Source organism: Sorangium sp. So ce295 (assembly GCF_051527405.1).
GTDB lineage: Bacteria > Myxococcota_A > Polyangia > Polyangiales > Polyangiaceae > Sorangium > Sorangium cellulosum_B.
Genome location: NZ_CP150324.1, coordinates 11202837 through 11218066 on the forward strand (window position 1 = coordinate 11202837; position 15230 = coordinate 11218066).

12 protein-coding genes are annotated in these 15230 nt (G+C 72.1%); 5 read left to right on the forward strand and 7 right to left on the reverse strand.

Annotated features, from left to right (window positions below; genetic code table 11):
- Window positions 1-15 precede the first annotated feature (15 nt).
- The 3 genes from WMF11_RS42575 (at window position 16) to WMF11_RS42585 (ending at window position 2735) form a co-directional block, all read left to right on the forward strand.
- Window positions 16-507 carry a cytochrome C oxidase subunit IV family protein gene (locus WMF11_RS42575; protein ID WP_437545850.1) on the forward strand — a complete coding sequence of 164 codons (492 nt, stop codon included), beginning with the start codon at window positions 16-18 and terminating at the stop codon, window positions 505-507.
- Window positions 508-700: 193 nt separating this feature from the next.
- A complete protein-coding gene (locus WMF11_RS42580) occupies window positions 701-2173 on the forward strand; it encodes a sensor histidine kinase (RefSeq protein WP_437974838.1) in 1473 nt (490 codons plus the stop codon).
- A 7-nt stretch (window positions 2174-2180) separates the two neighbouring features.
- A complete protein-coding gene (locus WMF11_RS42585) occupies window positions 2181-2735 on the forward strand; it encodes a response regulator transcription factor (protein WP_437545854.1) in 555 nt (184 codons plus the stop codon).
- 31 nt (window positions 2736-2766) lie between these two features.
- On the opposite strand, the gene WMF11_RS42590 is transcribed toward WMF11_RS42585, so the two are convergent.
- The gene (locus WMF11_RS42590) at window positions 2767-3963 is read right to left on the reverse strand and encodes a trans-sulfuration enzyme family protein (protein ID WP_437974839.1); all 1197 of its coding nucleotides are present in this window, start codon (window positions 3961-3963) and stop codon (window positions 2767-2769) included.
- Between the two features lie 85 nt (window positions 3964-4048).
- Between WMF11_RS42590 and WMF11_RS42595 the strand changes: the two genes are divergently transcribed.
- Window positions 4049-5713, forward strand: a complete 1665-nt coding sequence (locus tag WMF11_RS42595) for a nitrite/sulfite reductase (RefSeq protein WP_437904796.1) — start codon at window positions 4049-4051, stop codon at window positions 5711-5713.
- Between the two features lie 27 nt (window positions 5714-5740).
- Here WMF11_RS42595 and WMF11_RS42600 read toward each other — a convergent pair whose 3' ends face one another.
- The 5 genes from WMF11_RS42600 to WMF11_RS42620 all read right to left on the reverse strand — a co-directional run bounded on the left by WMF11_RS42600 (window position 5741) and on the right by WMF11_RS42620 (window position 12897).
- The gene (locus tag WMF11_RS42600) at window positions 5741-7858 is read right to left on the reverse strand and encodes an ATP-dependent helicase (protein WP_437904797.1); all 2118 of its coding nucleotides are present in this window, start codon (window positions 7856-7858) and stop codon (window positions 5741-5743) included.
- An 87-nt stretch (window positions 7859-7945) separates the two neighbouring features.
- Window positions 7946-8938: a hypothetical protein gene (locus WMF11_RS42605; protein ID WP_437974840.1), complete on the reverse strand. Its 993-nt coding sequence runs from the start codon at window positions 8936-8938 to the stop codon at window positions 7946-7948.
- Window positions 8939-8990: 52 nt separating this feature from the next.
- Window positions 8991-10361: a serine/threonine-protein kinase gene (locus WMF11_RS42610; protein ID WP_437974841.1), complete on the reverse strand. Its 1371-nt coding sequence runs from the start codon at window positions 10359-10361 to the stop codon at window positions 8991-8993.
- The gene (locus WMF11_RS42615) at window positions 10358-11350 is read right to left on the reverse strand and encodes a serine/threonine-protein kinase (RefSeq protein ID WP_437974842.1); all 993 of its coding nucleotides are present in this window, start codon (window positions 11348-11350) and stop codon (window positions 10358-10360) included. Before WMF11_RS42615 ends, WMF11_RS42610 begins: the two co-directional genes overlap by 4 nt.
- Before the next feature lie 191 nt (window positions 11351-11541).
- Window positions 11542-12897, reverse strand: a complete 1356-nt coding sequence (locus tag WMF11_RS42620) for an extensin family protein (RefSeq protein ID WP_437974843.1) — start codon at window positions 12895-12897, stop codon at window positions 11542-11544.
- A gap of 240 nt (window positions 12898-13137) precedes the next feature.
- Between WMF11_RS42620 and mrtC the strand changes: the two genes are divergently transcribed.
- Window positions 13138-13968, forward strand: coding sequence for a myxosortase MrtC (gene mrtC, locus WMF11_RS42625; RefSeq protein WP_437974844.1), 831 nt, complete (start codon window positions 13138-13140; stop codon window positions 13966-13968).
- 57 nt (window positions 13969-14025) lie between these two features.
- On the opposite strand, the gene WMF11_RS42630 is transcribed toward mrtC, so the two are convergent.
- The gene (locus WMF11_RS42630) at window positions 14026-15156 is read right to left on the reverse strand and encodes an AI-2E family transporter (RefSeq protein WP_437904802.1); all 1131 of its coding nucleotides are present in this window, start codon (window positions 15154-15156) and stop codon (window positions 14026-14028) included.
- Between the last annotated feature and the right edge of the window lie 74 nt (window positions 15157-15230).

A 15230-nucleotide genomic window follows, 5' to 3' on the forward strand; every position in this document is an offset into this window, starting at 1 on the left:
GGCCTAGAGGACAGCATGTCGACACACGCAGAAGCAGCTGGCGCGCACGGGCACGGGCACGGCCATGGCCACGGCGCAGACCACGTGCCTCACGTCCTGCCGCTCAAGGTCTACATCGCCACGTGGCTCGCGCTGCTCGTGCTCACGGTCGTCACCGTGGGCGCGAGCTACGTCGACCTCGGCGCGGCCAACCTGGCGATCGCGGTCCTCATCGCGACGACGAAGGCGGGCGTCGTGGCGCTCATCTTCATGCACCTCAAGTGGGACCATAAGTTCCACACCCTGATCTTCGCGTCGTCGCTCATCTTCCTGGCGATCTTCATCGGCTTCACCATGTTCGACACGGCCAACCGCGGCCGGGCCGAGGGGATCGAGGCCGAGCGGCCGGCGGACATCAAGGCGCCGTTCGACGGCAAGCGCGCCGCCGACGACTGGAGGATGAAGCGGGCGCACAAGGCGCCGCCGCCGCCCGCGCAGCACGGCAACGGAGCCGCAGAGGCCAAGTGACCGGCCCGGAGCCGAGCGCCCCGCCGGCGCGAGGCCGAACGTAACCCAGCCAACAATTTCAAGTCACGGTATTCGCTGGGGTTTTTCCTGACACCCCCCGGATGTGGGCCGGGGCGCACCTCGCGCGTGCTCGCGGCTTTCGTGCGCGGTACAAGGGACCGGATGCAAGGCAACGTCGGAAGGTTGCTCCGGGATGGACGCCGGACGCCTCGACCGCGCCCTGGAAAGCCCCCCTGTCCGCGCGCGGATGCAATCCTCCTTTCAGCCATGGTCGCTTGACGCAGGGCACGACCCCGCCAAGAGCAGCGCGCCCCCTGCGGCGCGCCGGCGGCTCGCGGTCCTGCTCTCCGGGCCGAAGCCCCCCTCCTGGGACACCGCCGACAGGTGGCTGATCCAGCTGCGGTGGGGGGCGATCGCGGGGATGATCGCGACCACGGTCGCGGGCAGGAAGCTCGTCCCCGACCTCGGGCTCGCTCCGCTGATCGTCGGCATCGCCGCGATCGCGGCGGCCAACGTCGCCTGGACCATCCGGGTCGGGCGCGCGCGCCGGCCGGACGGGGGCGAGCCGGCGGCGCGCGAGCCCGCGCAGGATCACGCGCGCGCCCAGCTCGTGGGCGACGTGATCGCGAACGCCTGGATGCTCTGGTTCTCGGGCGGGCTGGCGAACCCCTTCGCCGTCTTCCTCGCCTTCCACATCGCCCTCTCCGGCCTCCTCTGCCCGCGGCGCACGACCGTGCTCGTCGGCCTGTTGACGCTGGCCGCGATCGCCGTGCTCACGTACGCGACGCCGCTGCCGCTCGACGCGGCGCCGCTCGGCGGCGAGCGCATCCGGCGGCTGGGCGACCTCGTGTCGCTCACGTCGCTGACGCTGTTCCTCGGCTTCTTCGTCGTCGTCTACGCCCACAGGCTCGAGGAGCTCCGGCAGCAGAGCCAGCGGAACGAGCGGCTGGCGATGCTCGGGCGCATGGTCGGCGGGATGTCGCACGAGCTCAGCACGCCGCTCGCGACGATCCTCCTCGCGAGCAAGGACCTCGTCGACGTGGCGCGCGAGACGGGCTCCGAGGACGCCGCGCGCATGGCCGAGACCGTGGCCGGCGAGGCGCGGCGCGCGAGCGACATCATCGGGCTGATGCGCGGCCAGATCCGGCTCGATCAGCGGCTGGAGCCGCTCGAGCTCACCCGCTTCGTGCGCGACCTGGCGAAGGTCGAGCTCGCGCGGCTCGGCTACCGCGGCGAGCTCGCGTTCGACACGCCGCGGCCGGTGCAGGCGGACGTGCTGCGGCCGGCGCTCTGCCAGGTGCTCGTCAACCTGCTCGCCAACGCCGCCGAGGCGACGGCCGACTCGGCCGAGCAGCGGATCGAGCTGAGCGTCGTCGAGCGCGGCGACGTCTGCGAGATCGCGGTCTCCGACAACGGGCCGGGGCTCAACCCCGACATCGCCGGGCGGCTCGGGGAGCCGTTCCAGACGACGAAGATGGAGCAGGGAGGCATGGGGCTCGGGCTCTACATCAGCTCGATGATGGCCTCCCGCATGAACGCGGTGCTGCGCATGGAGAGCGTCGAGACCGGCGGCGCGAAGGCGACCTTGCGCCTCCGCCTCGACGGGAGCACGGGCCCCATGGACGCGGATCTGCCCGGCGCGCTGAAGCGCTCCGGGGCCGCCTGAGGTGAAGATGACGCGACGGATCGAGACGGCGCTCCTCGTGGACGACGACGACGCGTTCCGCACCACCCTGCAGGGCGCGCTGCGCCGCCGCGGGGTCGTGGCGAGGACCGCGGCGACGATCGACGAGGGGCTCGTGGCGCTCGAGTACGAGCCGGTGGACCTCGTGGTCATCGACTACCGCATGCCGCGCGGCGACGGGCTCAGCGCGCTCGCCCAGTACCGCAAGCTGCAGCCGGACGCGGCGATCGTGATGCTGACCGGGTTCGGGGACATCCCGCTGGCGGTGGCGGCGATGCGCGAGGGCGCCGACACGCTGCTCAGCAAGCCCATCGACGCGGACAAGCTGCTGCGCGAGGCCGCGAGCCTCCGGGAGCGCCAGCGGCCCCCGCCCTCGGCCTCGGCGGCGCCGACGCCGCCGCCGGGGAGCCTGAAGCTCGACGATCTCGAGCGCGAGGCGATCCGCGCCGCGCTGCGGGAGTCGGGCGGCGTGGTGGCCACCGCGGCGAAGCTGCTCGGGATCGACCGGCGGACGCTGCAGCGGAAGCTGAAGAAGCTCGGCTAGCCGCGCGCCGGCGCTCCCGGGCGGGCCGGGGCTAGGCGTTGCCGAGCGCGTCGAGCGCGCCGATCACGTCCCTCACGACGTCCTCGGTCTCCTCGATGCCGACCGACAGGCGGATCAGCGCGGGGGAGATGCCGATCGCCGCGAGCTGCTCGTCGCTGAGCTCGTGGAAGCTCATGATGCAGGGCTGCTCGATGAGCGTCTCCACGCCGCCGAAGCTCGGGGCGATCGCGGCGATGCGCGTCCCGTCCACCACGCGCGAGGCCGCCTCTCGCCCGCCGCGCACGGTGAAGCTCACCACGCCGCCGAAGCCGCGCATCTGCTCGGCCGCGACCTTGTGATCCGGGTGCGACGGGAGCCCCGGGTAGAACACGCGCTCCACCGCGGGGTGCGCCTCGAGCGCGCGCGCCACGGCGAGCCCGGTCGCGTTCTGCCGCTCGATGCGGAGCGCGAGCGTCTTCATCCCGCGCCCGATCAGCGCCGCGGCGTGGGGATCCATGATGCCCCCAAGGACGCTCCGCATGTCGCGGATCAGCGAGATCAGCGCGCTCGATCCGGAGACCGCGCCGCCCAGGACGTCGTTGTGGCCGGACAGGTACTTGCTGGCGCTGTGGACCACGAGGTCGATGCCGCGGCCGATCGGGTCGGAGTTGCAGGGGGTCGCGAACGTCGCGTCGACGACCGTCTTCACCCGCGCCTTCTTGCAGATCTCGGCGAAGCGGGACAGGTCGATACAGTGGAGGTAGGGGTTCGTGGGCGACTCGCTGAGCGCGAAGCGGGTCCGCGGCCGGATCGCCGCCTCGAGCTGATCGAACGCGCCCGGGTCGATCAGCGTGTGCTCGACGCCGAGCCGAGAGAGCACGTTGATCACGAACTGCCGCGTGCGGCGGTACACGTCGCGGAACAGGATGACGTGGTCGCCCGCCTTGAGGAGCGCGAACGCCGTGGTCGTCACCGCCGCCATCCCGCTCGCGAAGAGCAGGGCGTCCTCGGCGCGGTCGAGCGCCGCGATGCGCTGCTCGACCTCGCGCACGGTGGGATTGCCGTAACGGCCGTACTCCTGCCGCTCGGGATCCGCGTCCCCTCCGGCGAAATAGCGCTCGAGGTCCGCCGTGTTCGCAAAGGTGTAGGTCGCCGTCTGCGCGATCGCAGGCGCGAGGGTGTGGGAGGGGCGCTGGCGGAGTACACCCGCATGCACGGCTTCGGTCGAGTTCGGCAGAGCGGTCTTCATGGTGCTGGGGGCTGGATACCTCGTAGAACCGGCGGTGATAATTGTCGCACTTGACGCGTCGGAAATATAGGGAATACCATCGGATATGTCGCAACGAGTCGAGCGCCTTGCGGCGGCCATCGACGTACACGCCGAGAACGTCGCCAAATTCAAACGTGGTGAGCTGACCCCCGACCAGTTCCGTCCTCTACGGCTGGCCATGGGTGTCTACGCGCAGCTCGCGCACGTGAAGCACATGCAGCGGATCAAGATCCCGGGCGGACAGCTGACCGCAGCGCAGCTGGAAGCGCTCGCGGAAGTGACCGAGCGGTGGGGTCGCGGGCTAGCGCACGTCACAACACGCCAGGACATCCAGCTGCACTACCTGGAGATCGAGGAGACGATCGACCTGCAGCGCGCGCTGGCGCAAGCTGGCGTGACGACGGTCGGCGCGTGCGCCGATACGCTCCGCAACGTGACCGCGTCGCACCTCGCGGGCGTGGTCGAGGACGAGGTGTTCGACGTGACGCCCTACGCGCACGCGGTCACCGAGCATTTCCTCTTCCACGAGCACAACCGGCGGCTGCCGCGGAAGTTCAAGGTGGGCCTGTCGGGCAGCGCGCGCGATCACGCGCAGATCATGATCAACGACGTCGGCCTCCTGGCCAAGGTCGGCGATCTCGGCCAGGGCTTCGCCGTCTATGTGGCGGGCGGGCTCGGCTCGACGCCCGAAATCGCCCACCTCTGGCGGGATTTCATCCCGATCGCCGATCTGCTGCCGGCGTGCGAAGCGGTGGTCAGCGTGTTCTTCCGGGACGGCGAGCGAAAGAACCGGAAGAAGGCGCGGCTCAAGTTCCTGATCCGCAAGGTCGGCGAGGCCGAGTTCCTGCGCAGGCTGGACGAGGAGTTCGATCGCATCAAGGCGGCGCGGGGCGACGCGCTCGCGGCCGACGTGGCGCGGTACGTGTCCGAGTACCGGGAGAGCGACCCGCCCCCGCTCGAGCCGTCGCGGGAGACGCTCGGCGACGGCGCCTTCGCGCGCTGGAAGCGGACCAACACGATCCCGCAGAAGCAGCCCGGCTACCGGGTGGCCACCGTCAAGCTGCCGCTCGGCGACATCACGGGCGAGCAGCTGAAGCGCCTGGCCGACATCTCCCGTCGCTTCGGCAACGGCGAGGTGCGGGCGACGAACACGCAGAACTTCGTGCTGCGCTGGGTGCCGGAGGCGAAGATCCTCGGCCTACACCGCGAGCTCTCGCAGATCGGCCTCGCCGAGGCGGACGCGGGGCACATCACCGACGTGGTGACCTGCCCCGGCGGCGACTACTGCACGCTCGCGATCACGAAGAGCATGGAGGTCGGCACGCGCATCCGGGATCACCTGGTGCCGAACGGCAGCCGGCAGGAGACCGAGGACTTCGTCAGCGCGCTCGGCGAGTTCGACATCAAGATCTCGGGGTGCCCGAACTCGTGCGGTCAGCACCACGTCGCGGACATCGGGATGACGGGCCTGATGGTGAAGGGCAAGGACGGCGTCGAGCGCCCGCACTACTCGCTCCGCGTGGGCGGCTGCTGCGGCCCGAGCGCGCGCATCGGCGAGCGCCTCGACGGCCGCATCCCCGAGGAGGAGACGCCCAAGGTCATCGCCGCGATCGCGCGCTTCTACATGGCCGGCCGCGCCGAGGGCGAGAGCTTCCGCGACTTCGTCACGCGCAAGGGCGTGCAGGAGATCACCCGCGCCGGCTTCGCCGCCGCCGAGGGCGCCGTCTGACCGAGCCCCCGCCGTCCCGCGCCCCGCTCAGCTGCGGCGGCGCGGGATGAGGGGGGGATCCCCGGCGAACGGGTTCATCGACAGCGCGGCCAGCACGCCGGCCGCCCCCGCCTTCACCTTCTCCATCCCCGGAGCGACCGGCGCGAGCTCCTCGCGCTCCTCGATGAGCTCGGGGGGGATCTCGAGCATGAACCGGCTCGGCGTCCTCGGCACCATCTTGCCGCGCGAGCCGCGGTGCTTCGCCCGCGTGAGGTAGAGCCGATCGCGGGCCCGCGTGACCGCGACGTAGAAGAGCCGCCGCTCCTCCTCGATGCTGTGGCCGCCCGTGTCGCCGCCCTCCGCGCCGCTCGGCGCGGCGTCCGTGGCGCGCTCGTCGAGGCTGCGCTGGTGAGGCATCAGCCCCTCCTCCAGGCCGATCACGAACACGTACGGGAACTCGAGGCCCTTGGCGCCGTGCATCGTGGTGAGCGTCACCCGATCGGTGGCCTCCTCTTCCTCCGAGTCCTGCCGCAGGGCGAGCAGCCGCAGGAACTCGGCGAAGCTCGCGCGGTCCCCCTTCCCCTTCTCGTCGCGGCGCGCGAAGACGTTGAGCAGGCCCTCGATGTTGCCCCAGCGGCGCGCCGCGGCGTTGGCCGTGGACGAGCCGGCCATGATGTCTTCCTTGAAGCCGGCGTCGGCCAGGAGCGCGCGGGCGACCTCCGCGGAGGGCTCGCCGCGCTCGAACCGCGCGCGCGTGGCCTCGATGATCCGGAGCAGCTGGCGGCAGCCCTCGATGGCGGCGGCGGTCAGCTCGTGGACGGCGTGCGGCCGCGACACCGCCGTCCAGAGCGACGCGTCGTGCGCCGTCGCGTAGGCGCCGAGCTTGGCCACCGCGACGTCGCCGATGCCCCGCGCCGGGTAGTTCAGGATGCGCCGCAGGCACATCTCGTCGCCCGGGTTGAGCGCGACGCGGAGGTAGGCGATGAGATCCTTGACCTCCTTGCGCTCGAAGAACTGCTGGCCGCCGATCATCCGGATCGGGATCTGCCGCTCCTTGAGGGCCGACTCGATCGCGGCCGCCTGGAGGTTCGAGCGGTACAGCACGGCGATGTCCTTCGGCCGCGCGGCCTCCCGCTCCAGGAGGCGCTGCGCCTCCGTGGCCACGAAGCTCGCCTCGACGTCAGGGTCCACGCAGATGATGGACCGCACCTTGTCGCCCTCCAGCCGGGTGGCGATGAGCGACTTCTTGTGCCGCCGGGCGCCGGACTTGGCGAGCACCGCGTTCGCGACGTCGAGGATCGGCTTGCGGGAGCGGTAGTTGTGCTCGAGCTTGACGACCTTCGCGCCGGAGAAGTGCTCCTCGAAATCGAGGATGTTGCGCACGTCGGCGCCGCGCCAGGCGTAGATCGACTGGTCGTCGTCGCCGACGACCACCACGTTGCGGTGCTCGCCGCAGAGCAGGCGCAGGAGCTCCAGCTGGGCGCGGTTCGTGTCCTGGTACTCGTCGACGATCACGAAGCGGTAGCGCATCCGCCAGCGCTCGAGGACGTCGGCGCGCGTCTGCCAGAGGCGGACGACCTCGCAGATGAGATCGTCGAAGTCGAACGCCTGGAACGAGCGCAGCGCCGCCATGTAGCGCGGGTACACGAGCATCGAGATCTCGTCGTACTCGTCGATGCCCTTGCCCTGCCGCTGCGCCTCGGCCCAGGTCTCGGCGTCGAGGAACGCGTTCTTGGCGTTCGAGATGCGCGAGAGGATCGCGCTGACGTCGTAGCTCTTGCCGGCGCGGAGCTCGCGGAGGATCTCGCGGATGACCCCCAGGGCGTCGGACTGGTCGAAGATGGCGAAGGAGCCGCCGCGCAGGCCGAGGGCGCGGGTCTCCGCGCCGAGGACGTCGAGCCCGAAGCGGTGGAAGGTGCACACCTTGAGCTCGCGCGCGACCTTGGAGCCGACGAGCTTGCCGACGCGCTCGTGCATCTCGGCGGCGGCCTTGTTGGTGAAGGTCATCGCCAGCATGGAGCGCGCCGGGATGCCGCGATCGAGGAGGCGGGCAATCCGCGTGGTCACCACACGCGTCTTGCCGGAACCTGCGCCGGCGAGCACCAGCATTGGCCCGAGCTCGTGCTCGACGGCCGCACGTTGAGACGGGTTCAATAAGTCCGACACCGTGCCGTGGCCTAGCCCGGCGCGCGGCGGAGCGGGAGCTTGATTTTGTCGGAGCGCGGAGGAGGCGCGAGATCCCGCTGGAAAGGCTCAGATGCCGGGCGGCGTGGCGAACTGCCCAGGGAACGGGTTCGCCTCCCGGCGGCGCTGGACCTCGTCGAACGTCCAGGGCGTCGTCCCGCGCTCGTTGAAGAGGGCCACGCCGATCACGCCGACGTTCCTCGTGTCGCCGTGCTTCTGGTTCGCGTAGGAGCCGCGGACCGAGCCGAAGCGGAACGCGGCGACCGTGTCGACAGACTGGCGAAAGCCGTCGATCTCGAGCTCGCCGTGGGGATCGATGAGGTAACCGCGCTTGCTGAACGTCGCGGCCTGGCCGTCCATGACGTCGAGGCCGTCGACGGAGACGACGCACTCGATCCGGGTCGGCGTGAGGTTGCGCAGCACGATGCTGTAGCGCTGGCCGGCCTCGCCGAGGACGTGGCTCTTCTCGCCGGCGACGAAGCCGCTCAGGAAGCCGCCGCCCTCGCCGCGGAGCCCGACCGCGACGGCGCCGCCGGCCAGCGTGAACGCCTGCGGCGACGTGCGGCGGAAGCCGGACGCGCTCGCCATGGCGCGGGCACCCTCGGCGTCGTTGTAGAACAGGCTCGCGACGACGAAGGGGCGGTTGACGTCGGCCCGGACGAACGGCGCGGTCGAGATGCGCGACACGCGCGTCTCACCCCACTCGGTGCCGAGGCCCGGGCGATCGATGGGCTCCGGCGCGACCTGGCTGCTCGGCGCCTTGCGCGCGGCCCCCTCGGCGCGCGAGGCGCCGCCCGTCGCAGAGGGCCGCTCGATCTCGGCCGAAGGCGCCGCGGGCGAGGCGTCGGGCGACGGCGGCGCGGCGGGCGCGCCCGGCTCGTCGAACGCGGCGCCGTCCTGGAACCCCTGTGCGCCGGAGGGCTCGGGAGCGCCCGTGATCGCGCGTCCCCCCTTTGCCGTGGAATCCGCCGGCCGGGCCGCTGTGCTGCCGCCGCAGCCGGCGGTGCCCGCGAGGAGCGATATCGCCAAACAAGCCAGCCCGATTCGTCGCATCCGGTTCATGGTCCCTCCACTCCGCATTTGCGGTGTCGACCAGAGAACGGGCGCGACGAGGCTACCTTACAGCCGAGCGCGCCTGCGCCCCGGCGTGCGCGGACGGCGGCGCGGGCGCGGAGGGTTCACTCGCCGCGATCCAGCGCTGCGCGAGCGCGAGCCCGAGCGCGGCCGACGCGACGGCGAGCGCGCAGACGGCGAGCGCCGAGGCGCGCGACGCCGCACAGGCGACGGGCCGCGCCGGGGGTGCGCGCCGCGTCGAGCGCGCCCTCGGGCGGCGCGAGAGGCGCGCGGCGCCGGCCGGCGCGGCGAGCAGCGGTCGGCGAAGCAGCTCGGCGGGCACCTCGCCGCGCACAGGCGTGCAGGCCGCGACGGCGTCGGCCGCGGTCGGGGTGAGCGCGGTCGCGCTGACCACCGGCCCGGCGCTCGATGGCGATCCCTCGTGCAACCGGACGTGCACTCGGCGCACAGCGGCTTCCATGTCGGCGGCCGTCTGGAAGCGATGCTCGGGCGCCTTCGCGATCGCGCGCAGGATCAGCTGCTCGAGCGCCGCCGGGATCGGCTGCGGCGCGAAGCGCGAGGGAGGAGGAGGCTCCTGCTCGCAGTGAGCGAAGCGGAGCGCGTCGCCCCGGCCGCGCAGCTCGTCGAAGGGGCCTCGCCCGGCGACGAGCTCGTAGAGGACGAGGCCCATCGCATAGATATCCGCGCGCGGATCGATCGGCTGGGCGGCGCACTGCTCGGGTGCCATCGTCCTGGGTGTGCCGATGACGGCGTCCGGGGCGGTCAGCGAGGCGCTGGCGTGGAGGAGCTTCGCGACGCCGAAGTCGAGGACCTTGAGCGTGCCGTCGTCGCAGAGGAACAGGTTCTCGAGCTTGAGATCACGGTGGACGATGCCCGCCGCGTGCGCGAGCGACAGCGCCGACAGGGCCTGCAGGACCAGGTCGAGCGCGGTCGGGACCGCGACCACGCCGAGGCGCGCGAGCTCGGTCCGGAGATCGCGCCCCTCGAGGAGCTCCATGGCGAAGTAGGGGCGGCCACCGTCGGTCACGCCGAGATCGAACACGTCGGGGAGACCCGGGTGGCGCAGGCGAGCGATCGAGCGCGCCTCGGCGCGCAGGCGCGCCGAGAGATCGCTGCGGCCGGCGTGGCTGCGGTGCAGCACCTTCACCGCGAACCGGCGACCGAGCGCCCGGTGCTCGACCTCGTACACCTCGCCCATGCCTCCCTGACCGAGCAGGCGCAGCACGACATAGGGTGTGCCGGGGAGCGGCTCCCCCTCACCCGGCGCGCGGAGCGGCCACGCGCCTTCGGACGGCTCGCCCTCGCCTTTCGCGCGGAGCGACCGCGCGAGAGGCGCCCTCGGCGCGAGCGACACCCCGCGCGCGTAGAGCAGCGTGCGCGCCCCGGAGCACTCGGCGGACGCGCCGCTCATCGCGCCTCTCCGACCGCGAGGTGCGCCCGCGCGCTGCGCTCGCCGTCCGGCGGCGCGGCGCGCCCCGGTCCGCCGTGAGCCGGCGTCTCCTTGCCCCCGCCTTCGCCCAGCGCCTCCGCGAGCGCCGCGGCCATCGCGTCCGCCGTCTGCCAGCGGAGCCCCGGATCCTTCTCGAGCGCGCGCGCGACGGCGTGATCGAGCGCCGGAGGCACCCAGAGGAGCGAGCGAAGCCGCGGCGCCGGTGTGTTGAGGTGCGCCCGCATCACCGCCATCGAGTCGACAACCGGAAACGGACCGCGCCCGGTGATTGCCTCGAAGAGCAGGAGGCCCACCGCGTACACGTCGGTGCGAGCGTCGACCTCCTCGCCGCGGATCTGCTCGGGCGACAGGTAGCGCGGCGTGCCGAGGACGTTCGAGCCCGTCGACGGCTCCAGCCCCTCGCGGCTCACCTTCGCGATGCCGAAGTCGATGAGCACGGCGTGCTCGGCCTCGGGTACACCGGGCGCGCTCTCCAGATCGGCGACGCCCTGCTCGGCGCAGCTCGCTTGCGCGAGGAAGACGTTCGCCGGCTTGATGTCGCGGTGGACGATGCCAGCGCGGTGCGTCGCCGCGAGCCCGCCGAGCACCTGGATGGCGATGTGCACGGCGGTCGGTGTCGCGAGCGGTCCGCGCGCGTCGAGCCGCTCGCGCATCGTCTCGCCGAAGAGGCGCGGCATGACGAGGAAGGGCCGGCCGTCGCTCGTCACGCCGACCTCCTCGACCTTCACGATGTGGGGATGGCTCAGCGTCGAGAGAGCGCGCCCCTCCTGGACAAGGCGCGCTCCGATCTCGCTCGACCCCTCGTGCATGGCACGGAGCAGCTTGAGCGCGCGCAGCTGGCCGCGGCGCCCGGTCACCTCGAAGACCTCCGAGCACGAGCCTGCCCCGATCCGACGGAGCACACGGTACGAAGTCCCCGGCAGCGGCTGTCCGTCTTTCTTTTGCACCATGTCCGTCGACCTCCCTCGCGGGGGCGCGCGGCGGAGCGCCGGCGCCTTCGTTCGGGAAGGGAATCGTCGCTCTCGTGGCAGAAGTTGCGCGAACAAACCGCTCAGATCATCAAAAAACGCGCAATCAACGGATGTGCAGTGGGGGGCGCTGCGAGCCGTTCAGGGCTGCACAGGGGGCGCGAGGCCTTCGCTCAGTGATAGAGGAACCACCGGACGCCCGGCTTGATCTCCATATGGTAATGGTCGACGTGCGCCGCATTGAAATTGGGCGTCAGCACGTATGTAAAAATCCCGAGGTCCGCCGCTTCGCACACGATGGACCGGAGCTCGCGCGCCTCGGGGAGCTCGGGCTGGGGCGCCCCCTCACCGCAGGTCTTGTCCCCGATGCGGCCGTGGAAGTGGCGCGCGACGCTGATCCACGTGCCGTCGCGCTTCTTGAGGGCGCCGACGTCGATGGCCAGGCCGGCGGGGTGCCGCGTGCCCGGCGGAGCCCACGTGCCGCGGGGCTTCTGCGCTGCATCGCTGCGCAGCGCGACGTCGCCACGGTGCTTGACCGGAGACGTCGTCGCCCGGGTCGGCCCCGCGGCTTTGCGCCGAGCAGCGCGGCGCGCTCCGACCTTGCCGGCGTCCTTCTTGGCCGGCCCGCTGCGCGCAGCGACCGTCCGCGTCCGCTGGCCAGGAGCCTTGGAAGCGGCGCCTGGATCGGCTTCCAAAGCGCCCTTCTCCTGCGGCGCGGCCCCCGCTGCGGCCTTCTCCTTCGGCGCGGCCCCCGCTGCGGCCCTCGCCTTCGGCGCGGCCTCTGCCACACCCTTCTGCTTCGGCCCGGCCTCCGCTGCGGCCCTCGCCTTCGGCGCGGCCTCCGCGGCCCCCTTCTCCTTCGGCGCCGCCTCCGCCGACCCCTTCTCCTTCAGGCGTCGCGGCCGCTCCTCAGGTGCCTTGGACGTCGCATCGAGCGCGCCCTTCTTGCCGAGCTCCACCGGCGGCGCAGGCTCGACCGGCGAGGCCTGCCTCGTCGATTCCTCGCGGGCAGCGCCGTCCGCGGCCTCTGCCTGTTGCACCGCGCGGTCAGCGGCCTTGGCATGAGCGATCGGGTGCCCGTGCTCTCCGTCGCCGTCCACGCCCTCGCGGCCGCGCATCGGCACGTTGGGTCGATACATCGTGTAATGGACGACCTCGTCGATATCGTGCCTCGAGAGCACGGCCGCGAAATCGTCGAGGGCGAGCGCGAGGCGCGCGTCCAGGATCTCGAACATGCTCGTCACGCGCTGCTCGGGCGGGAGCACCGAATGAAAGTTCACGCCGTTCAGACGACCCGTGAGCCGGATCGGAGCGCGCACCCCGGGCGCGTGGTCGACCTTGAGGTACAGGATCTTCCGGCGATCCAGCTCCGCCAGCGCCTCTTCGTTCGTCATGTTGGCGTAGCGGTACGCCGGAGACGCCTCGGCGACGCTCGCCGCCGGCGTCATGAGGAACGGCGACGCGGCCGACGCGGGCGCCGGACCGAGCGTCGCGACGGACGCAAGCAGCGCGCAGGCCAACGGCTTCATCAGACAGCGAAGTCGGGAAAACGCCACAGCGGCCGCACTCTAACGTGGCCGGGCTGGAAGGCTAGAAAATGGGCGGTGGCTGGACCCGTGTGCAGCACCTGAATCGCGCCGCCCCGAGCGCTGACCATCGCGGAGGGACATCGTGGCGGCTAGGCTGAGCGCGCGCGGCCGCGACCCCGGGTCGCCGCGATCCCCGCGTAAGCCCCCGCACCGCGCGCTCCCCTCCGCGACGAACACGCCTTGCAGCCGCCCACACCCATCGAACCGAGCCGAGACGCCCGCGCACCTGCCGGCGACGAGACACCTGGCGCGCCGGCAGACGCGAACGCCGCGCATGCGAGCGCCGGTGAGCGCGAGCGCGAGCGCCCGCGGCCGCCCGAGCCGACCGCGGCGCGCGCGCTCCTCGCCGCTGGCATCACGACCGCCGCCGTGACGGCGGTGTCCTACGCCGCGCCGAAGAGCTACGCCGGCACGCTCGTCGGCCTCACGTTCTTCGCGGCGACGTCCTGGCTCGTGCTGAGGTACGACGAGTCGACGATCCGCGCCCACGGCCTGTCCCTCGGAGGGCTCCTGGAGCCCGTGCCGCTGTCGGCGAGGCGCCTCGCCCGCGCCGCGCTCCACGCCGTCGCCTGGGCGACGCTGGTCGCCGCGATCGTCTTCCCGCTCTTCTGGCTGGGCTACCGGCTCTACTGGGGCGCGACCTCGCCGTTCGTGCTGCGCCCGCCGCCCTCGCTCGCCGACGAGATCGCCGCGCAGCTGCTCGTGGTCGCGCTGCCCGAGGAGGCGTTCTTCCGGGGCTACCTCCAGAGCGCCCTCGACCGCGTCTTCCCGCCGCGATTCCGCGTCGCCGGCGCGACGCTCGGCCCGGCGTGGCTCCTCTCGTCGGCGATCTTCGCGATCGGCCACGTGCTCACGATCCAGCACCCGGCCCGGCTCGCCGTCTTCTTCCCCGCGCTCCTCTTCGGATGGCTGCGGGCGCGCACAGGCGGCATCGGGGCGCCGCTCGTGTTCCACGCGGCGTGCAACCTCCTCTCCCTCACCCTCGCCCGCGGCTACGGCCTGTCGCCGTGAGCGCCTCCCTCTAGGGCGCGGGCCGCGCCTCTCGCGGCGCTCCGGCGCGCCGACGCGTCACGCCGGCGGTCGCGACGTCGGAGGCGGTCGCGAGGCCGGCGGCGGTCGCGACGTCAGCGAGGGTGGCGGCTGCGACGTGTGCGGGCCCAGCGGGAGGCCCGAGCTGGAGATGCCCGCGCGCGTGTCGACCGCCCAGAGGACGATCGCGGCGACGACCGGGCCGATGAAGATCCCCGCCGCGCCGAACAGCTCGAGCCCGCCGAAGATGGCGAGGAGCGCGATGAGCGGGTGCATCCCGCCGTGCGAGCTCTGGACCCACGGCCGGATCACGTTGTCCGAGAGCCCGATGAGGACCGCCGCGGCGCACATGCCGATGCCCGCCCCGATGCGCCCGACGACGAACAGGTAGATGGCCGCCCCCAGCGTGACCGGCGTGGTGCCGATCATGGGGACGAGCGAGAGCAGCGTGGCCAGGAGGCCGAACAGGAACGCGCCCGGCACCTTGCAGGCGAACAGCGCGATCGTCGTCAGCGTCCCCTGGACGGCCGCCGTCGCGAGCAGGCCGAGGACGGCGCCGTGCACCGTGTCCTGGATTGACGCGAAGAGGACGTCCGTCTCCTCGTTCCTGAACGGCGACTGCGTGAGCAGCCAGCGCAGCAGCAGGCCTCCGTCGCGGAGCAGGTAGTAGAGCGCGACGACGAACAGGAAGGCGTCGACGATCGTCTGCGGCACCGCGGCGACCATGCCCCCCGCGAAGCCGGCGATCGAGCTGCCCACCCGCTCGAACAGGTTGCTCACGTACGTGCGGACATCGTCCCCGGACAGGCCAGCCCTGTTGAGGAGCCCCGTTATCCTCCCGTCGTTCAGGAGGCCTTCGACCCGCTCGATCGTGTTCGACCAATCCCGCGCGAAGAAGCGGCTTATCGAGGCGGAGGCCTCGATGATGATCACCGCGAGCGGGATGCACACGAGGATGATCACGCCCGCCGTCGAGATCGCGGGCGCGAAGGGGCGGAAGCGGCCGAGTCGAGGCGCGAGGCGGCGCTGGAGCGGGGAGACGAGGAGCGCGACCAGACCGCCGAGCAGGACGGGGACGAGCAGCCCCTTCACCATCCAGAAGAACAGAGCGATGAGCCCCGCCCGGAGGGCGAACGACAGCCACCGATCGGACTGAAAATCTTGCTGCATCGCCGGGTGCGCTCGCTCCTGCGCCGCGCTCAGCGGCCCATCGTGGGCCAAGGTAGGGTGGGCCTCCGGCAACC